Source organism: Lysinibacillus sp. FSL R7-0073, from assembly GCF_038009065.1.
In the GTDB taxonomy this organism is placed as follows: domain Bacteria; phylum Bacillota; class Bacilli; order Bacillales_A; family Planococcaceae; genus Lysinibacillus; species Lysinibacillus fusiformis.
Genome location: NZ_JBBPAS010000001.1, coordinates 3,443,481 through 3,463,942 on the forward strand (window position 1 = coordinate 3,443,481; position 20,462 = coordinate 3,463,942).

General features: G+C 38.4%; 21 protein-coding genes. All 21 read right to left on the reverse strand.

Translation table 11 applies throughout. The annotated features are described in order from the left end of the window. Positions 1-4: 4 nt before the first annotated feature. The 21 genes from MKY88_RS17185 to MKY88_RS17285 all read right to left on the reverse strand — a co-directional run bounded on the left by MKY88_RS17185 (position 5) and on the right by MKY88_RS17285 (position 20,252). Entirely contained in the window at positions 5-1,975 is a 1,971-nt protein-coding gene (locus MKY88_RS17185; protein ID WP_340814254.1) for a collagen-like triple helix repeat-containing protein, read from the reverse strand. A gap of 11 nt (positions 1,976-1,986) precedes the next feature. Beyond that, complete coding sequence (locus tag MKY88_RS17190; protein WP_340814255.1) at positions 1,987-2,907, reverse strand: phage tail domain-containing protein; 921 nt, start codon at positions 2,905-2,907, stop codon at positions 1,987-1,989. A 12-nt stretch (positions 2,908-2,919) separates the two neighbouring features. Then, positions 2,920-7,476, reverse strand: a complete 4,557-nt coding sequence (locus MKY88_RS17195) for a hypothetical protein (RefSeq protein WP_340814256.1) — start codon at positions 7,474-7,476, stop codon at positions 2,920-2,922. Positions 7,477-7,489: 13 nt separating this feature from the next. Continuing rightward, positions 7,490-7,654, reverse strand: coding sequence for a hypothetical protein (locus MKY88_RS17200; protein ID WP_340814257.1), 165 nt, complete (start codon positions 7,652-7,654; stop codon positions 7,490-7,492). A 113-nt stretch (positions 7,655-7,767) separates the two neighbouring features. Further along, positions 7,768-8,271 carry a tail assembly chaperone gene (locus MKY88_RS17205; protein WP_340814258.1) on the reverse strand — a complete coding sequence of 168 codons (504 nt, stop codon included), beginning with the start codon at positions 8,269-8,271 and terminating at the stop codon, positions 7,768-7,770. A 64-nt stretch (positions 8,272-8,335) separates the two neighbouring features. Then, positions 8,336-9,109, reverse strand: a complete 774-nt coding sequence (locus MKY88_RS17210) for a phage major tail protein, TP901-1 family (RefSeq protein WP_340814259.1) — start codon at positions 9,107-9,109, stop codon at positions 8,336-8,338. 10 nt (positions 9,110-9,119) lie between these two features. Continuing rightward, positions 9,120-9,542, reverse strand: a complete 423-nt coding sequence (locus MKY88_RS17215) for a DUF3168 domain-containing protein (protein ID WP_340814260.1) — start codon at positions 9,540-9,542, stop codon at positions 9,120-9,122. Beyond that, complete coding sequence (locus MKY88_RS17220) at positions 9,539-9,955, reverse strand: HK97-gp10 family putative phage morphogenesis protein (protein WP_340814261.1); 417 nt, start codon at positions 9,953-9,955, stop codon at positions 9,539-9,541. Before MKY88_RS17220 ends, MKY88_RS17215 begins: the two co-directional genes overlap by 4 nt. After that, positions 9,955-10,278: a phage head closure protein gene (locus tag MKY88_RS17225; RefSeq protein WP_340814262.1), complete on the reverse strand. Its 324-nt coding sequence runs from the start codon at positions 10,276-10,278 to the stop codon at positions 9,955-9,957. Before MKY88_RS17225 ends, MKY88_RS17220 begins: the two co-directional genes overlap by 1 nt. Continuing rightward, entirely contained in the window at positions 10,265-10,591 is a 327-nt protein-coding gene (locus tag MKY88_RS17230) for a hypothetical protein (RefSeq protein ID WP_340814263.1), read from the reverse strand. The genes MKY88_RS17225 and MKY88_RS17230 overlap by 14 nt, the downstream gene beginning before the upstream one ends. An 8-nt stretch (positions 10,592-10,599) precedes the next feature. Then, complete coding sequence (locus MKY88_RS17235) at positions 10,600-10,755, reverse strand: DUF7302 family protein (RefSeq protein WP_340814264.1); 156 nt, start codon at positions 10,753-10,755, stop codon at positions 10,600-10,602. A gap of 13 nt (positions 10,756-10,768) precedes the next feature. Further along, positions 10,769-11,632 (reverse strand): phage major capsid protein, encoded by an 864-nt coding sequence (locus MKY88_RS17240; RefSeq protein ID WP_340814265.1) that lies wholly within the window; start codon positions 11,630-11,632, stop codon positions 10,769-10,771. Between the two features lie 29 nt (positions 11,633-11,661). Further along, positions 11,662-12,330, reverse strand: a complete 669-nt coding sequence (locus MKY88_RS17245) for a DUF4355 domain-containing protein (protein ID WP_340814266.1) — start codon at positions 12,328-12,330, stop codon at positions 11,662-11,664. Positions 12,331-12,867: 537 nt separating this feature from the next. Next, a complete protein-coding gene (locus MKY88_RS17250) occupies positions 12,868-13,887 on the reverse strand; it encodes a phage head morphogenesis protein (RefSeq protein WP_340814267.1) in 1,020 nt (339 codons plus the stop codon). After that, entirely contained in the window at positions 13,884-15,302 is a 1,419-nt protein-coding gene (locus tag MKY88_RS17255; RefSeq protein WP_340814268.1) for a phage portal protein, read from the reverse strand. The genes MKY88_RS17250 and MKY88_RS17255 overlap by 4 nt, the downstream gene beginning before the upstream one ends. Before the next feature lie 12 nt (positions 15,303-15,314). Further along, the gene (locus MKY88_RS17260) at positions 15,315-16,523 is read right to left on the reverse strand and encodes a PBSX family phage terminase large subunit (RefSeq protein WP_340814269.1); all 1,209 of its coding nucleotides are present in this window, start codon (positions 16,521-16,523) and stop codon (positions 15,315-15,317) included. Next, on the reverse strand, positions 16,523-17,305 hold the full coding sequence (terS, locus tag MKY88_RS17265) for a phage terminase small subunit (RefSeq protein ID WP_340814270.1): 783 nt from the start codon (positions 17,303-17,305) through the stop codon (positions 16,523-16,525). Before terS ends, MKY88_RS17260 begins: the two co-directional genes overlap by 1 nt. 115 nt (positions 17,306-17,420) lie before the next feature. After that, a complete protein-coding gene (locus MKY88_RS17270; RefSeq protein ID WP_340814272.1) occupies positions 17,421-17,810 on the reverse strand; it encodes a helix-turn-helix domain-containing protein in 390 nt (129 codons plus the stop codon). A gap of 12 nt (positions 17,811-17,822) precedes the next feature. Continuing rightward, positions 17,823-18,140 (reverse strand): hypothetical protein, encoded by a 318-nt coding sequence (locus MKY88_RS17275; RefSeq protein WP_340814273.1) that lies wholly within the window; start codon positions 18,138-18,140, stop codon positions 17,823-17,825. 174 nt (positions 18,141-18,314) lie between these two features. Then, positions 18,315-18,776 carry a hypothetical protein gene (locus MKY88_RS17280; protein ID WP_340814274.1) on the reverse strand — a complete coding sequence of 154 codons (462 nt, stop codon included), beginning with the start codon at positions 18,774-18,776 and terminating at the stop codon, positions 18,315-18,317. A 189-nt stretch (positions 18,777-18,965) separates the two neighbouring features. Beyond that, on the reverse strand, positions 18,966-20,252 hold the full coding sequence (locus tag MKY88_RS17285; protein ID WP_340814275.1) for a hypothetical protein: 1,287 nt from the start codon (positions 20,250-20,252) through the stop codon (positions 18,966-18,968). Positions 20,253-20,462: the final 210 nt, after the last annotated feature.

Genomic DNA, 20,462 nt, shown 5'->3' on the forward strand with positions numbered 1-20,462 from the left:
CTCCTTAGTCTGTACGGTATGTGACATCTATGAGAATGTTTTGACCTTGGTTAGTATACAATGCTGTGACAGTACCAGTATACCTAACCTCGAAGTTCACTACGCTTGAAGCTCCAGCCATACCGACAAATTCCTCAGACTGCATAATACGGTATCCTACAGGCATTGTAGTAACATCAGGTGTCATTTGTGAAACATTACGTACACGACCTTTTAGATGAACAATGCCGAAGCTATCTTTATAGTACCTAAGCGGTGGGTATCCGGCTATATTTTCCCAACCTGCGCCTAAAACTGCATTTGTCCATCCTTCCATCTTAGACGGTGCAAAGCTAGTCTTTTGAGGCAACCAAGGGTACATACCGTTACCTGAGGGATTCCCACTATCGAATACAACTACGTAGGAATCCTTCAGTAGGTTGTACATGGAACTTACTTGTCCTACCATAGTACCTATAAGTTCTACAGATATAGTCAAATGGTTATTTGCATTAGGTGCTTTTTTAAGCATAAGAGCGATTATTCCCACGTCTAGGTTAGTATATGCTCCGTAAACTAAGTAATCTTTAGCAAACTGAGGAGATATGGACGTTATTTCAAAAGAGTTAAGCCTTGCCTGAGCATGTCCTAAGTAGGCTCCCATCTGATACGTTACTTCACACCCTCCTATAGCTTCAGAAGTTGTCCAATAAGAAGTGTAAGTAACCTTTATTATGCCTGAGAAATTACCTAAGATAGGCAAGTTTATATCTAACTGCTCGACGTTAGTTGTAGACTTCCAGTTGTTAGCAGGGATATGAAATACACGTTTAGCATAATAAGGTGACACGTTAGCTAAGTCGTCAGGGTTAGCCACTCCTACCTGTCGAGCCTTGTCTATTTTAGTTCTGTCACCTGCTTGCAAGTGAACATCCTTATTGTTGATATGTCCTGTAGTCTTTTGGTCAATTTCATAACCAGCTCGTGCTGATAGAGCCTTTGTAGGATCTTGAGTAACGAGGTTATCTATTATCTCAACATCTTCTCCAGGATCTCCCTTGTCACCTTTATCTCCTTTTGGGCCTTGAATACCTTGGTCACCTTTAGGCCCTTTAATCTGCCCCACATTCTTCCATATTTCTTCATTGTCTTGCCAAACATAAAGATTCCCCTGCTCTCCTACCATATAAGCGTCTCCTGGTTCACCCAAAGGTGGCAATGCGCTCTCATTTAGTAACGTTCCTAGAATTCTTACCCCTGTACCTTGTTCGCCTTTCTCACCTTTTTGGACTAACATAGCCCAATCATCAGTAGATAGCACAGGGAATGAAGGAGGTCTTGTATTTGTGTTATCCCGCAAAGCCATGTACCCATTGCCTTCTAAAGTGACGAAATTATTCTTTTTGTAGGCGATCGTGTTTGACCATTCTTGCAAGTTCACAAGACCTGTTACATTTGGCAGAACCACATTAATTGCATTCGTAGCTGTTTTAGCATCTTGTGTAGCTTGATTAGCATTAGCTGTAGCTGTATTCGCATCTTGTGTAGCTTGTACAACATTAACCTTTAACTGCGATAGGTTAGAAGCTTCTTGATTAGCGTTATCTGCTGCCTCTTGTGCTAATACCGCCTTATCATTAGCATAGTTAGCTTTCTCTTCAGCAAGTAATGCACTAGCATTCGCTAATTCTGTGGCTGTTGTAGCTAAAGCTGTAGCTTCTTCTGCGGCTGTTTTAGCTGTTCTAGCATCTTGTGCAGCAGTTAAAGCTTGTTGAATAGAATCGGTAAGGCGCTCTAGTAATTCTCCAATGTTCTCACCAGTCAGCATATCGATTTGTTGCTGAAGGTTATAAATCTTTTCAAGCATTTCCTCTCTCAAGTTATCGGTTAGTCCATTGGCTTCACCAATTAAGGATTCTAACAGCCCGAAATTATAGTTTAAATCGTCACGGTACCCTTTATCTAAAGAAGCACCGATAACACGCATACGTGCCATTGTAGCCCTCCTCACTTGTAATAAAATTTGAATTTAAACGATATTAGAAATTGTGATACACCTGAAATTTGAATGGTGTTCCAACCAGGGTTCAAAACCAACACTTTACGATTTGTATCTTTGAAAATACTACTGCCGTTTTTAGTAAACCTAGTGGGCGTTTCAAGCTTTATAACATCATTAGCACCACTAGAACCGTTGTATTGCCATTGTGTACCGTTTGTAACATTCCTAATATTTAGGTTAGTACTAGCACCCCGAAATTCAATTTCAAAGAGCATGTCTCTTAAGTTAGTTTTTAGTGGCACATCACCAGCGTTGTAAACTTGAAAAGACGCTTCATTTTGGAATACATATTTTAAGGTTGTCGGATCCACAGCCATTAAGCCTTGCCCTGTTTGCCATATCTCTTTATCAAAGGTACGTTCCTCTAATGTAGTACCTGGTGATTCTGCATAGGGTATTTGATAGGTCTCAAACTCAATATCTACCTTTCCTATCAATCCATTTTGTTCAACTTCATTCATATTGGTGCGGATTACTTTGTAGCGTTTACCTTTAAGAATTTCAATGTTGTTTGGTAACTGCGGATTCTCGCCCCATGTTTGACCAGGTAACTCAAATTCATAAGTACTTGTCTTGTAGGTTGGCCGTCCCTCGTAGATATAAAAAGGCTCCAAGTCGCTAAAAATTGAAAACAATTTATCGCGTCTTAGAGCAAAATCTATTTCATCTGAAGCTATGAACAAAACAGGCAAGATTATCACCCTTGTTCCATGATTGACTGTTTCTCGTACTACTCCCGGTCGTCCATCCACATCTACACTAGATGATTTTTGATCAATAGGTCTTATTAACAAATCTTGTGTAATATACCCCTCTTTGACAAGGGAGAGTGTAGCCCCTGTACTGTATTCGATTAATGTGTCCATTGACTACACCCCTTAACCTAGAATTGTTCTTCTTGATGAAACTCTATTACTTTGGTTTCTATCAACGTATTCACTGATTACATCTCCATCTAATTCCACAACAAAGTCCAGCTTGCTAATTAATCCAGCAATCTGTTTTAAGACTCCCATTTGATCTTGGCTTGATGTTAATTCATAGCTGTTTAACAAATGTGAATCCATTCCACCATTTAGAGCTGTAGATAATCCAATAGATGCTGCTGAAATATCAGTCTGCATAATATCAGTTAAACTTTTTACAGCACTTGTTAGAATACCTTTTGTACTTGCAAGTCCCTGAGTGATACCTTGGCCTGAGAAGACACCTAATTTTTCAAGCACTCTAGATGGAGATTTAATTTGTAATGCTTTACGAATTGTTTTATCAATCGTATTTGCTATCTCGCTGGCTTGTGCTTGCAGTGCTGGCACTTGGCTAGCTAATCCATTACGCAAGCCCTCTATAGCATGGATACCAATCTCTTTCATGCTACTAATCATAGGGTTAAACTCGTTCTTCGTACCTTCACGAATTTGTTTGACTTGTTCAACCCATTCGTTTTGATATTGCGTTAGCTTAGATTTCGTTTCTGTTTGTAGCTTTTCGATTTGATCTGTCATGTCTTTTCGTTGACCAGTTAATTCAAACTGAGCTTGTTGTCTAGCAATCTGCGTTTTTTCTTTCCAAAGATTTTCGTACTCATTTAGTTCACCTGTGGAAAGTTTATTTAATGCAGAAATCTCAGCTTGTGCATTAGGACCAAGAGCTTGTAACTCAGCGAGTAAGCCTGTATCAATACCTTTAGAAGCTAACAATTGAAGATCAGTTGCCCAGTCACGCATTGCATCTACTTGGCCTCGTAAATTCTCAATCAGTTTGGAACCAAACACATCTGTTTTACGCTCAAATTCATCAAAAATACTTATCGCACTAGTAATCTCTTTAGTACGTGAATCCTCAGCATCTTGGTAAGCTTTTTGAAGTTCTTTTACGCCATCTATTTCAGCCTGTTGGACATCTTTAATTTTGCCAATGTATTCTTCGTTTAATGCAATCAGTCGGTCGTGAATCGCTTGCTTTGTCTCTGCTATTTTATCCTCATAGTAGATACGTTCCTCACTACCCACTTTGTAGGCTTTGACGTATTTTTCATAAGCAGCTAGCTCTTGCGTCAACGACATTAGGTTGTATTTCTTACGACGTTCAACGTAATCCTTTTCTTTGTTGAATTGTTCAGTCGTTAACTCGGCCATCGATTTGTTGTACTCGATTTGAGCTTTGATACGCTCTTCTGTGCCTTCTTTAAACAAACTAGTAGCGTACTGCCAATAAGCTGCTTGTTCCTTAGTAGACCACTTTTCTAACCCTACTTGATGTTCTGCATACTCTTTCAACTTATCGTACTGTTCTTTTGCAGATTTGGAACGAATAGCATCAATTTTCTTAGCTTTTTCTTTCTCGATTTTCTCTAACGCTGATTTTTCATCTTCATGTAATCTCAAAATCTGACGTTGTTGAGCAGCCGTTAGCTTTTTCTTTTTATCATTAGCTTTAGCATTAATGTCTGCCACTTTATTGTTAGCTTTCTTTGTAGCCTCTGCCTTTTTCTTCGCATACTCTGCTTCAACTGTTTTGATTTCCTTTTCAATTTCACTTGTCTTGGATGCGATGATCTTCTTAGCACTCTCCATCATATTGGTCGTAGCTTTTACAGTTTGTTGAAAGTTCGGTATAGCTGCTTTAGACATCGCTTCAGCAGATTTTTTTACATAATCGATATTGTTGTAAATACCAGTAGCTACACCTGCCGGAATCCACTTAGCTACGCTCGCCATAACTCTTGATGGTGAGTGAATACCAAGCTTTTTACGTAGCCATTCAGGAAGTAATTCAGCAAGCTCTGCAACTTTTGCTTTCACTTTACCAAACCAGTTATTAATTCCTGTCACTAAACCAGCTACGATGTATTCACCGATTTTCACTAGACTAATGTTTTCTAAAAACGATTTAGCTGTATTCCAACCATTAACAATGGCAGTTTTCACATTATCCATAGCAGTTGTAACTGTATTTTTAAAGCCATTCCAAATTGTTTCAATCACATTTTTTATGGAATTTAGTAATGTTGATACTGTATTTTTAATGCCTGACCATATACTTTTAATAACATTGGCGATAGCATTTAAAATGCTTGAAATGACATTCTTAATTCCGTTCCAAACTGAACGAACAGTACCTGTGATACTTGTAAACATATTATCTAAAAATGAAGCGATCCCCCGCCAGATATTCATGAAAATTGATTTGATACCTGTAAGAATGGAATCAAAGAATGACTTTATCCCTTTCCATATAGCCTTAATTGATGCACCCATTCCAGTGAAAATAGTGTCAACAGTATTTCTTATAGTAGCTAAAGTGTTAGTGAAAATGCCCTTAATTGCTGTCCAAATACCCTGTAAGAATGTCTTGGCTGTTGAACCGAATGCTTTTAATGGTCCAAGTAATTTCCCTACGAAATAAAGGTTAATTAAACCCCAAGCTGCTTGTAAGGCTCCAAGTAATATTTGCTTTACGCCATCCCAAACACCTTTCCAATCCCCTTGGAATAAAGATGTGAACACCTTTACAATGCCTAAAATTATGTTAATGGCGCCTTTTATAACATTCATTATTGCGTCCCAAGTAGAGACGATTAAAGCTTTTACTACTGGCCAGATAAACTGCATTATTGCTCCGATTACTGACATAACTGTTGTTACTACATTACCAATAGCGTTCCATATCGTTGATGCTGTCGACTTTATGCTTTCTTGATTTTCATTCCAGAATGCTGTTATCTGTGACCAAACAGACATGATTAAATCTTTAACTGCTGTTACTGCAATGGAGATACCTGTTTTGATAGCTGCCCAAGCTGTTTGAACTTGAGCTCGGAATTTATCGTTAGTTTTATATAAATGTACTAAAATGGCGATTAGAGCCACAATAGCAATTACAACTAAACCGGCTGGATTTGCGATTAAACCTAGTCCTTTTCCGAAGTTTTTAGCAAAGGAAACTACTTTAGGTCCCAGTGCTGCCATAGTTCCACTAAAATTAGTGAAAAATCCAGTAATGAATGGTATCGCCTTACCAATACCACCTGTAATTGCAGGTCCTAATCCTTTAAAAAGTTCTCTAAATGCAATTATGTTTGGAACAACTGCTAGTAAAACACCACCAATAGAAATAAAACCAGCTAATAGAACACCGATAATACGATTACTTTCCATCCCACTATTCATAAACTCTAGGATATTATTTACAATGTTCATCAGCCCTGCGCCTACTGGAGCCATACCGATCCCTAAGTTCACAAGAAACTTAGTCAAGTTACCTATTAACTGAAGAACACTAGGTGCTGTCTGTTGTACATAGGCCAAGAATGTTTGGAATCCTTGATTTTGAGATAAACTTGCTGACCACTCTTTAAATCGAGCCATCATAGAAACAAGTCCATCCATCATGCCTGATGATGATCCAGAAAATGCACTAAAGAAGTACACAACGCCTGCTGTTGCATCTCTGAAGATAGCTCGGATTTTTGGCATGTTCGTATTCACGTAGTCCATAAAGGATTGGAACTTAGAACTTCCTGAAAGACCATTTGACCATTCTGCAAAACGTGCTGTCATTTCCTCAAAGCCTTTTGCTGTTGAGGCTGTTAACGGTGCGAATGCTGTTAACATAGAGAATACACCTTGCATTAGATTTCCCATGGAACGAGCCACAGTTTTTAACATTTGTGCCCCTGATGTGTTTAAGTAATCCAAGAACTTTTGAATTGGTGGCGTACCAATAGCTGTGTTAAGTTGCGTCATTAAGCTTGATACTGCTTGAGCACTGGATATAAACAATGGTCTTAACTTTGTAAGTAATGTATTGGTTATTTCCATTGCACTTGTAAAAGCTTTCAGCACTGGCTTTTCTGTCTCTTTTACAAGTCCTTGATAGGTTGATTTCATGTTGTCAAATGAGGCTTTAGCGCTCTTTTGAGCAGAATTTAACTCTGCGTTTTCATCAAATAACTTTTTGATCGTTGGTATCGCTACAGCTGCAAACGCTCCAGCGGCTACCCCTGCACTTACAAATGCCCCTGCTAAAGCAAAGGTAGAACCTGCTAATGCACCGATCATTGGACCAAGATTAGCTATAGCTACTCCTATATTAGCTATTAGTGGTGCAATCATCGGTAGAACGGCAATCAATGAACCGGATAGAGTGTGCTGCATTAATTCACCAAAGGCCCGAATATCTGTTGCAATACGTTGTATTTTTCGTTGAAAGTTCTCTATTCGTGCCTCAATTTTGATGACGACTCGGTCTCGAGTAATTGCTGCTATACGAGCCCGGATTTCAGCCATACGTCGATTGAATTGGCTAATATCTGCCCCAACGTCAACACTTGCGTCGTTAGCCGAAGTTCTAATTGTCTCTCTGACTTGGCGCATACGAGCCATAAACTCTGTAATTCTCGCACCAATTCTAGCTGTAAAATTTCCGTTCATAACGTTCTCCCTTCTATGGCTTCCAGTTTTTCAGTGCTGCCATTGCTTTTGCGTGTTGGCGTTTCTTAACCTCTGGGTTAGGTCCTTTATGATGTAGAGATTTTCTTACTTTCTCTGCATCAAATAAGTCACTCTTTGGATTAATACGCTGTTTATTAGTTGCCACTCGATTAAACATAGCTGCATCAGCCAATGTTTGATAATGGTCAATACGTGCATCATTGGCGCCCTCTAAAAAGGCTTTAAACTCACTTGGACGCCAAGATAGAATTAACTCTGGATCATAGACCTTTAGATATCTTGCTGCGTCTCGGTAGATTTGTCGGATTTCACTAACGCGATCTGTTTGTTCCCTAATAATTCGACTCTCGCTGATTTCATCATTTCGATTCCTGCTTTGGCCTGTTCTTTTTCTTCCTCGGATGCTACTGATTCGAATAGCTCTAAGTTCTCCCAGAACGTCTTGACAGCTTTTTTGAAAAAACCTGATTCATCAATCTCTCGAAATGCTTCTTGGAATAATGGCTCAACATCGCCATCCTCTTCGATTCGCCCTTCCAATGCTGCTTCAATTTCTGTTTTGCTAGGTTGTTTAGATAAATGAGCAAGTCCACACATCCAAAATGCGCGTAAAGCATCTAAATCAAATTGCAATAAACCTTGATAGATCTGATTAAATCCACCTGGTCGATTACCATGAGCATCTAAATCATTGAATTCTTTATCTGCCTTATTTTTAAAAGCAAAAGTAAACTTTGCTGTAAAAGTGTTTTCACCAATTAGTAATTGAGCCATTTATAATCATCCTTTTCTGTTTGTTTTCAATAAAAAAAGAGAGCTAATTAGCCCTCTCGTTCGTTTATGCAGTTACTGTCACCGCTGTTGTTGCCGTAAATCCACCATCTACTGTAGTCGCTGTAATCGTAGCTGAACCCTCTGCTACACCTGTTACAACGCCTTGTGCATTCACTGTAGCGATTGAATTATCACTTGATGTAAATGTCACTGCTTTATTGGTAGCATTCACAGGAACTACATTAGCCACAATACTACCTGTAGCACCTTCAGCGATTGTTAATGCTGTAGGATCTACGGCCATCCCTGTGACTGGTACAACATCGTTTTCTTCACCATTAAACTCGCCAGTTTTTTCACCTGGGTTTTCGTAATCGTAATCTCCAAAGTTCAATACATCATCAGGTAGAGGGTTCATTTCACCTTTCTTAGATGTATTCATCACTTGTAATGTAGCCGAAATTTCTAAGAAATTATCTGTTGGTGCTGATTTTTCTAATGATTCTACGTATGTGTACGCAAATAAAGAATCGTGCTTACCATTCTTATTGAGACGCTTTTGAACTTCCCAAATTTTTAGTTGTGTACCCTTTTGAATTGCTTCTAACACTGCTGTTTGTCCAGGATCATCAGGATTTCCGTAGAAGGTAACATCCAAGGATTCTGATAACTGTCCGGGACCAAGAATACGTCCGAATTTCGTTTGTTCGTCCGTTAATTCCCTTTCATATGAATGTGTATGCTCGGTTTGATCTCCAATTAAAAAACCTTCTGCGCCTAATGCGTTATCAGAAGGTTGAACTAGTAATAGACTGTCTTTACCGTTTAAACGTGCCATTGTATCACTCCTAGTTGATTTGTACTTTGTAGCGTACCGTTAGTACGCCATGTTTAAGCCCTATTTCTACATCGTCAAACACTTGAGCCCCATTCCTAGTAACATCTAATACTGTAAGACCATTAATAGAGTACCTTCGCGAAATTAAAGCCTGTTGACAAGCGCTTAGGATCTTATAAAGGATTCGTTTCCCTGTTGATTCATCATTGTCTTTTCGCCATGCATGAATCGTGAAGGTGACTTGCTCACAATTATTTGTCTTTGTATCAAGTGAGTTGCTGTAAGGCTCCCCAATCGTTACGTAAGGATAAGGCGTGTTTTCATCAGGTGTATCGTATACTTCTACACCTAGTGTTTGTAAATGTGGGCTAGCTTTTAACTTCTGATAAATTGCTGTCTGTATCTCATAAAACGGAAGTATAAAATAACTCATAGCCCTAACCTCCGCATTTCTATTTCAAAATAATTTTTACCAGCATCAACAGCAGGACCCCAAAATGGTTGAGCTCTCATACCCTCAGTGGTTACATAACGCCCTAGCTTTGTGCTGAAATATGTCCAAGGTGTTCTACGACCATTTCCGTTCTCAGCGTAAATGCCTGTCCCATGCTCCACGTAAACAGCATAGTGGCTTCCTACTGTAACAACAGCGTTGTATTTACCTAACATCTTCATTTCGATTGAGTCTCGTAAGCTACCATCATCTACTGGCGCAAGAGCCTTTGCTTGAGATTTTATTAATCTGGCTGTCTCATACACAATATCCGATACTTTATCAAGTAGGCCTTCCTCGTACCTTTGTGCAGCCCTCATTAATTGGCGACCTGAGTAAGTAATCCTAGCCATTATTCAGTCACCAACTTTAATGCCACACGCATGATTTCGTGTTGGCCTCCTTGGTCTTCGGCTCGACCTGCAAATTCATATATATCGCCTTCATAGCGAAGTCTCATGCTAGAAGTCAAATCGGTTCTGTAAGGATAATACATATACCTTTGTAACGGATTGCCTAACTGTTGAGCATAATACTGCTCTTTACTTGTAGGTGTATCAACAAATGCCTCCATAGCATCTACTTGGAACCATTCTGTTTTAAAGCCACCTGCACCATCGGATACCTTACGTTTCTGAACTACTTCAACCTCATGAGGAAATTCATCGTAATGCATGGAATTTCACCTTCTTATATGGCCTTAAATAGGTCCAGATGGCTTTTGGGAACTCAGTATCATATGAATACGAAACAGTCCCCATAGAACGTCCTGTCAGACCTGTTGTTTGAGTATTAAACTGAATGGCTTTAGCAATGAACAACTTAACTCCCTGTGGCATTTCTGATAGTTCCCACTTGCCGTTACAGTAGTCTTTCGCCACATCAAATAAAACAGGAGCCATTGCACGATAAAATCCATCATGCTTAGCCCCTGTTACGTTATTCATTTGCTTTAGTTGATCTATTTCTTCTTGTGTTGGTTCCCACATAAGATCACCTACTTTTCTGTTTCATCTGATTCAAATTTCTTGGCAGGCGTACGTTTTGGTTTTGGTGCTTCTACCTCTTCAAATTCATCAGTACGTAAAAGACGGACACCATGTTCCTCAGTGACCGCCCAAGTAATATCTGTTTTTAAGTTTTTAACTAACACGAATTGCCCCTCCTTATTCTGGACGTTTAGCTGATAACACTGCTAGCGCTTCTGGACGTGTCACTTTGGCACCGTATAGGTGAAGTCCTTTTACTGCATCTGCAAAACGTTTCTCTGGGCGGTATCCCTCAACCTGTGCTGCTTGCTCAGCATACGTCCAAGCCATATTATGACCAGCAATGATTTTTGAGTTTGCTACTACTCCAGTGTCTGCAGCAATAGAAGGTGCATTATTGGATTTCATTAACAGGAAGCCTGCTGCTCGCCCCACTACACCATTTAATAATCTTTCGTCAGCCGGTAAAGCACCTGAGCCAACGAAACGATCATCTTTTAACAGTAATCCTTCAAACCAAGGTGGCAGAACAGCAAAGCGACCTTGTGTTGGTACGTTTGATTCATCAAGTTTTGTTGAAAGATCCACTAAATACTCGTAAGCATTTTCCTTTGTCACTTCAATTGGTGCAGCATCAGTACCAATAGTATTTGTAGCATGCACATAATGTGAGGCAATAAATTGATCAGCAACATTCGATAAAGCGTAAGCAGCCTCAGCCATTGCAGCATCCATCAACTTTGGGTTTTGTTGAATTTTATCAAGATCATCAATTTGGAAATTGAAAAATTTTGATTCAGTGATTTGAAGTGAGCGAGTATGATCTGTTAACTCTTCTGGATCACCCATATTAGAGTTTTTTGTATAGTCACCGATTGTTACTGCCCCAATACCATTGATTTTTACAGTATCGCCATAAGCCTTGATTTCGCCTTCATAATCACGATTGATTACACCTGTTTGTCCAAATACTAAAGATTTTTGTAAGTTGTGTAATAGTCGAGCAGACCAGATTGTTGGAATAAAGTTTGTAATTGCCATATTGTTATTTCCTCCTTACCGATAAACGGTTATAGTAATTTGTTTTTAACGATTTCATCCCAGTTGGCATTGATTTCATCAGGCGTCATTTTCAGTACTGCCTCTTTCGTCAATGTAGTTTGGTTGCCACCTTTTGGTGGTGGTTGCGTTCCCCCATCTTTGAAGCGTTTATCTACTTCCGCTTGTACAGCAGCATTAAATTCAGCTTCAAAAATACCTAGATTAGCAGTTGTCTTTTCTGCATCTTCACCAACAAAGAACTCTACTAATTTACTGGGCAGACTCTTTTCAGTTGCAGTGGATAGTGCTTGATTCACTAACTTTTCTCGTGCTGCTTCTTTTTGAGACTGCTCAAATTGTGCTTTTAAATCGCGTAACTGTTTTGCTTCCTCAGATTCAGGTGGATAACGCTTGGAAATCTCATCTTCTAATTTCTTTGGAAGAGTTTTAGTTTCATAGGTTTTAAGAGCATCAGTTACTCGAGTATCAGCAAATGATTGAAGCCATTTCTTACCCTCGTCATTGTCGTTTAGAAATGATTGAACCGATTCAAGTGTCAATGTAGCCCCTTGACCGTTTCCGCCATCTCCTGGTGGTGGGTTATCCGTCGGGGGAGTTCCTTCGCCACCGTCAGCAAGCATTTGAATATCTAAAGGTAATAGAGTTCTTAAATTGAATGGATTTTGATAATATTTCATGTTTTCCTCCTTGCCCAATTTAGTTATTCAATTGAATCCCTAAACTGTTCAATAGTGTATTTGTTCTCGTTCTTTATAGCGTCTACGAGAGTAAAGACAAAAATAAAAAGCCGTATGACTACGACTAAAATTACTCCAAATTTCATCTGGACTTACATTATTTAGTTAACTATCATAAAAATGAGGTGATACTTTGTCAGGCATTTTTAAATACACAAAATATATTCTTATGTTTATTTCTGCAATTCAGTTAACAAGGTTTAGTCCAGAATATTTAGAACCAATACTTCTTTATGAGTATCTAGTATTGATAGCGTCTTGTTTTTTTCTTGGCATACTGGAAGATTTTTTAAAGCCAAGTAAAAAAACAAATATTTTAGTGCGTGTAGTCATTATCATTTGTTCTCTTGTGTTATTAATTACATCACTCTCTCTCAAATCCACTGCTACAATTATTTTTTCAATATTAATGTTTATTGCTATCAGTTTCTCAGTTTATTTAGAGATTAGGCAAAAGGATTAAATCACCTTTTGCTTTTACTCCTCTCCACTGAATTGTTTTCTCCACTCTTCATAACTCATGAATGGAAATGTAACGCTAGGTGGTTGTACTTCTTTGTAAGCCTTATTAAAAGCTTGCCTATAAGTTAACCCTAAGTCAGACATGTAAGCATCAATACGAGCAGCCAATTGCTTCTGGTAGGTATCGTCCATGTAGTCTCTGCCTCGTCTATATCCGGGTAACTTGCCATTCACCATATAAATCGTATGACAACGGCACTGGATATCCATGGATGCAATGCCCCATAACCTCGGTGCTTTTGATTTACATTTACCATAATGATAATAGCCATCTTTATCAGCTTTCTGACCATCTAGCTTTCTATGAGACTTCCTTACCCTGGTATCAAGTGAGGACATCCAAACCTTGGTTAGCCGAGCTGATTTACTTGCCTGTTCCTCAATGGCTAAATCAACTTGTGATCTGACTCGACCACCCTCTGTACGAGCAACAAGGATAGCTTTCTTCCTCGTCCATCCCATAGCGTTTTCAATCCGTATAGCCATGTCTGTATAGCTTTCACCAGCTTGTAAGCTCTGTGCTATCTCAATATTCAAACGCCTGATGATCTCATTCCTATGAGCTTCAAATATCTTCGGAAGAGTAAGAAACTCAACAGGATTAGTTAGCGCTGCTTGAATCACCTCAGCAGATGGTATTTTAAAGCCCATTTCCTCGCCTGTAGACTGTTGTAAGAGATAAGCCATCAATAAGTATCTCTCAATGTAAAGATGTTCCTCTGAAGCTTGTATGAGCTTGATAATCTCTTTGTAATCAACGTTCAACTGTTGAGCAATCAACTCCATTTCTTGGTTAAAGCGATTATATTTGTTAACGTCAGTCCAAGTTGCTTTGCCATTTCTGCCAAACTTCCGATGCATGTCTAACATTTGGGCAAGAATAGTCTTTAAACGTCGTGCAAATACAACCTCAACGTCTCTCTCTGCTTTGGCTTCCAAATTATCTAAGATTCGATTGATCTCCTGTTGATTCATGACTCATCAACTTCTTTCGGACCTACGTTATCCTCGTTCAAAGGTTCAAGCTCATTGCCAAACAATTGTGCATCCTTCTGGATCTCTAAAAGTTCATACTCCACATCATCAACAATAGACAATTTAGAAAGACGTGTACGTTCAGAAACTAGACCTTTTAGAGCTTGAGAAGCTTGAGCCTCAGATAGTAAATCAATAGGAATGTTTCGTTTGTACTCATACCAAACTTTCAAGTAATCGTCCTTTGAGCAAATGCCTTTTTTGGCCCATGCACTACACAGCACCTTAAATTGATAACGTAGAGCAGTCGTAAATTTTCGCTCCATCGTCTTACATTTGTTCTCAAGTGCCATAAGCTTATATTTCATTGCTACGCCAGTAGCATTACCTGCAAACGATTCATCACTGAAGTTTACACTCTTTGCTAACCGCATGATATTCTCTTCAAGTCGGTTTAAATGGTTCTCAATCATTTGATCATTAACATCTTTAGTTAGATATTTAATTTCATCATTTTCACCCATCAACTCAAAGATGCCAGTTCGAGCAACCTTCTTCGCATCTTCGTCATCCATCCCCATTCCTTTAAGAACCAGATAGGCCAATCGGAACTGTTCAATTTCATTTGATGCATCGGATAGCGTTCGATCATAAGCGTCGATGAGGTTATACACCTTGTCTGCATCACCCTGTAATTCCTCATTATTGGGAACTCCGAATAAAGGGCAATAGTCGAATAAGTGTTTACGTTCATCTTTCAAAACAAAAGGTGAATCAGCATCAGCTCGAGTATAGAGTCTTTCAGTTGTTGCATCGTAAAACACCAGCTGCTCAATCTCTACTTTTTCTCCCTCAACATCTAGTTCAGCGCTTTTGAAATATCGCAAGGCATATTTCGGCTCGCTGACTTCCGCTGTTTCCGAAAGGATAATAGTTTCCCACGGATCAATGACTGTTGCTCTTTCATTTCCATCTGTATCAATGTAAAGCAGTCGTGCTGAATAACCGCAAATAGCTGTTTTCTTGCCTGACTCACTATCGAGATCATCGACAGAATTACGCAAATTAAAAAGCTCAATGGCCTCGGATAATTTATCAAGGCTTTGAGCTTGCTTATCTACTACGTATGAAATTGGATTACCGAACATGTAGCCAACCTTTGTATCTACTATTTCAGCGTCTAAAGGATTATTAAGTGTGTTATTCACCTTGTCGTCAACACGTACAACATTGTCATTACCTTGAGCGTAATCAGTTGGTTTACGTGTTAATATCGGTACTGCTGATAATTCTGCTTTATACCGGTTGTAGTTTAGTAGTCGCTTGTTTCTTTCAGCCTTTGTCTCATCTACTAGCTTATTAAGTAATAAAGGTGTAACACCCTTCTCGTCGATATAAGTAATGTATTCGTTCACTGTGCCACCTCCTTATCGGTTCTTCCCTTTTAGAATTGCTTTCTGATAATGCGTATAGATTCCATATCGAATCATGTCCAACACGTCATCCCAAAGCTTAATTGGTTCTCCAGTAGTGCCATTCCAAGCGTATTGATGTATTTCATCCTTGAACCTCTTTACTTTATCTTCAACGATAAAAAGCCGCCCTATTTTAAACATCTTGGCGACTTCCTCAATTCCTGCTATTACTTTTTTAATTGCATTAATGGCCCTTAACCCTTCGCGTCTAAAGCGTTGAACATGTTCTGGCCGTGCCGAATCACAATAGAAATTGATATTACCATAACGTTTTTTTATGTCTTTGGCGATGTCTACCCAGTAATCAATTTCTTCATGTTGCTTTGCATACTCTTCACATAAATAAACATTCCCATGCTCATCTTCTGCAAATACCCCGATTGCTCCAAAGTGCTCATAACCCCAGTCAACAGCAGCAAAGTATTTAACGATATTGAGTTTATTGAACTTTTCACTAGAAATATAATTTCGGTCTTTATTAAAGTCCTTGTATATAATCCCTTCTGCCGATACCCATAAGCCATGAATATCACGGTCAGTAAACATTCCTGTAGGTGTAGAAGCAATAATTGACTCGACATATTCAGGATCTAGAAAGATATTGTCAAACAAAGTGAAATGAAATACTTTAATATTTAACCTACCACTATCAAGTGTTTGACCGTCGTTATCAATAATGTCTGTCTTAACTGGATGCGCTGGATTTTCAGGGTTTGTATCTAGTAGTATTTGAGCTCCAGGATATGAACATCGTGAAATAACCTCTTTAACAAACATGTCATGTAATGCGGTGCCTTCATTCAAAAACCCACCTGCTGCCGTAAAACCACGAGCCTTTTTCCATGCATCTGCATTCGTGCCATCAAAGCAGTACACCCTATTACCAAAAACACGGACTGCATTGGTTTTATCCAGCTTTAATTCCTTGCCTAAGATGGCCTCCATGTCATTAAGCACGTTACGACGAATACTCGCTTGAGTGGAACCTCCGATAATAAAAGAGAGCCCCTGGTTTTCAAACTTAGCAATATGCATTAAAAAAAGCAGTATAAGAACAAACGTCTTCCCCGCCCTCTTTGCGCCACTAGCAGCCAATATTTTAGGCTTTTCATGAATAAAGCAGTCCATAACCTCTTTTTGTTTGGGTGTGAGCTCTGCCATTATTCATCACCTGCCATTTTACGCAGCATCTTAGCAATTTCGCTTTCTTGGGTTGTTGTATCTCCAGATTGAATCTTTTCGATTTCTAGTTTTGTTTTATCGATACCTAACTGCATCTGCTCGAGTTTTAGTCTGCGCTCATCATCTTGATCAGCCATTTCCACGAACTGACGAATAGAAGAACGCAACTCCCCGATTGCTCTAGATTGAGCAGTGAGTAGTTGCGCCTGTCGTTCCCATGCGAATTGGAATTCATATTCTTCTTCTGTTACAGCCTTTTCTACACCTCCACCATCCTCTTTAGAACGTGGATAATAATCGTATTTAGCCTTTTTAAGCTCTTTAACTATTTCATCTTTAGATTCGACGTACATAATACGTTGAGCACGAATGATTGCAGCATACTGTATCTGTATTTGATCCCAAATTAAATCGGCTGGAGAACGTTCATTCATCGCTTCCATGATTTCAAGCGTTTCCTCTGGTAGGAACTTCGAGAAGAAGCCATGTGTTGTAGCATTCTGATTTTGCTTAGGTGCACCATGGCCCTTTGCGTTATTGTTACCTATAGGAGCACCACGATTTCGTTTAGTAACGTTACCATTGCATTTAGTAACGTTACCTTTCAAATGGACATCCCATTCATCTTGGTTCTTCCACTTTCGAATTTGAGAATCGGATAACTCTAACTGTTCGGCTATATCCTTCAAAAGCATTTGCCCTTTACTATCTAGCCACATTTGAAACGCTTCATCACGTTTCGGATTTCTCGGTCTAGCCATATCTCATACACCACCACCTCCATCGTCATTTGTTTGTTTTGTAATCACCCCATTAGGCTAGTTGCTTGGAAATTAAAACAAATTTCTATACGACACATCGTTATGTCTAAAAATTTTATCTTTTATTTTTCTCTAATAGCTGATTTATTTTACTATTAGTATTAAGTAATACTTGTTTTATTTGTTTAATCTGATGTTCTTTTTGTAACATTTGCTCATACTTTTCCTGGAATAAAACTTTTATCTCAAGAAGATTTTGTATTTCTTCTTTTTTGAGTTTTTTATTTTGATCAGTATTTCCCGACCATTCAAAAAGCATTTTGATTTCTTGGAGTGAAAATCCAGTTTGCTTAAGTTTAAGGATTGTTTCAACTATATCAATGTCTTTCTTATTATATTCACGCTGCTTATTTTTAATTTCTGGATGCAATAAATCCATTTTTTCGTAATATCGGATAGTATCTTTACTAAGGCCTGTACATACTGCAAATTCAGCAATTTTCATTATTATCACCTTCTAGATTATAAATTTATAAACCATTAGGGCCATTATACAATGGAATATAAAGCGAACGATATGATGGTTATACGTAATCCGTCCATTTGTTAATAACCCTTCAGTAACTGCTAATATGTGTAACAGAATAAATGCAAGTATCAACAGCATAAACATCCAGTTTTTGTTTGGTATAAATAATATTAAAAGAATACTAATTGATACGCTAACAAACAAAAATGTTTGTACTTGGAATCCGATTTCTTTCCATTTTTTTAGTCCTGCAATTCCTATTAAAACTGTGTATAAACCAATTAATATATTTGTGACAATTACCATTTCCATCACTCCATTCTTTTATTTCATTCATCTTAAAAGATGGAGTTGACTCCATGTCAATAGATAATAAACAATTTACTTTCACTCTCAAAAGTAAGTACCGTTGCCCAACAGTCAAAGGGGAGGAAACTGCTCGATACTCACTTTTCAAGGCAAAAGAAAAACACCTTACAATTAAGGTGTGAATTTTTTGTAATATATTTTTCCTGTTATATCTTCAAATCCAACATAGAACTTACTTCTTTTATTACGTCTAGTTCCAAGCGCTTCACACTGCCTTTGAATATTAAAGGTAATTGTTTCAGTTTTCATTTCGCCAAATCCAATAGAACCAAGCAATATATTTTCACTATCAGTCATTCTTGTTATTCTATTCTTTTTAAATTTATTACCAACATAGAACCCTAAAGCTCTAATATGTACTGTCCTTGGTCTAACGTTCACTACACAAATGTCATAAGTATTTGGTTTAACACCATTAGATTCATATCGGAATTTATCATTAATAACTGTAATGCTTAATTTAATCCGGCTATCCTTTGTAGCTAAATATATTGCATAAAATAAAGCGCCTATTGTTCCGATAGCACTAATCCAATCTGCTAAATTTCCGAAATCATAAGTAATTGTTCTCATTATTATCCCCCCAACCCTAATCATAGTCTTTGAGCTAATGAATTGGAACAATTTTCTACAAATTCCACTCTCAAAACCACACCAAACTCTGCCCTCTCAACTCGTAGTGTTTTGGCTGTTTGATGCAGTTTTCAAAGCAAAAGAAAAAGCCACGCTCGTAAGAACGCGACTCTAAATAACTAAATTTAATTACTTACCGTCTGTAACTGTTGAGATTCCTCGTTGAAGCATACCTGCAAATCCTCCCATTGCTCGGTGAGCAGCAGCTTCACCTGTACGAGAATATGCCACGATTACAGATGAACCGTTAGTTGATTCTGAGCCAAGGAATACTGTTTCTCCAGCTGTTCGTACAGCTTTATCTAAGGCTACCAAGAAAGTCTGGTCGCCATTCCAAGCTAGAGTATATAAGTAACCCGTTGTACTAGCTGTGTGCGTAGCAAGCATCTCGTCAATTTCTGTTCGAGTATAACCTAAAGCTACAACTGCTTGAATAGTAGCTTCTGTTAACTTTTTACCTGTAAAGTCAGCTGGTTCACTTAGTTCATAAGCTTTCTTGTTTGGCTGAGCGTCAAATACACCTTTGTAGAAGTTGCCGATTTTCTTTGAGTCATTGATTAGTCGAGATCCAGGAATTGTTGATAAAGACCCTGTGTAAACAATACCGTGAGCTAACCATGCTAGACCCATTCCGACATAGCCATTATAGCCTGATGACGGGAAAAACTTACGACCGTATTTTGGAGGAGTATTAGCACCCCCGATAGCAATCGATGCTTTAGTACCAGTAGCATCAAGAGTTGCACATTTATCGAAAACATAAGTACCAAATTTATATAAAGCATTATACTTTGGATACTGTGATGCGGAAGTATGTGTTGTAATTAAATCAGAATATAACGCTAAGCCACCTGCATGTAGGATTGGTCCATTAAGCGCAAAATTTCCGTACTTCTGACTTCTCCAACTATTAACCGCTAAATCTAAAGCTGTATAGTTTGGATTTGAAGAACTATCAATCCAAGTTGCAATTTGATTTGCCATTGAAATTGTAGCTGAAGCCACTCGACTTTGATCAGCTGTCCCTAAACTGTAATAAACACCTTTACGAGCCATAACTAAACCAGCTAAAACAATACCACCTGCCGGTGCAGCACCTAGACCAGCATTAGTTGAAAGTAGTGACTGTCCATCTGTGTTTTTTAAACTTTCCAGCCCTGTTAATGTAGCAAGGATTGCACTCTTCACATTATTTTTTAGTGTAGTATCAGAAGATTTGTCATATAAACTTGCTAGAAATTGTAGTTGATTTCCTAAACGTTGAAATCGAAGATATGGTTCTAGTTTTGTGCCATTTGCCTCTATGCCATCTCGAATAACCTGAACTCTTGAGTACAGCGGTTTATATTGACTTCCTTCAGGGAATTGTTCGTTAAAAAATCTTGTTGCCTCAGTTAATGTACTAATTGTTGTCATGTTTTCTTCACCTCATGAAATATTTTTTGTATGATCCTGCTTTGTTGAATTACACTTTGATTCCTCCTTGTAAATAATTGAACAACTCTCTTTTTTCAATAGAAAAAACCACTCATAAATTTTGAGTGGTTTCATGTAATAAGAGACTTATGCCCAATATGATATGGAACTTTAGCGTTTTTAGCCTTTTATATTAATTAAGATACCTAA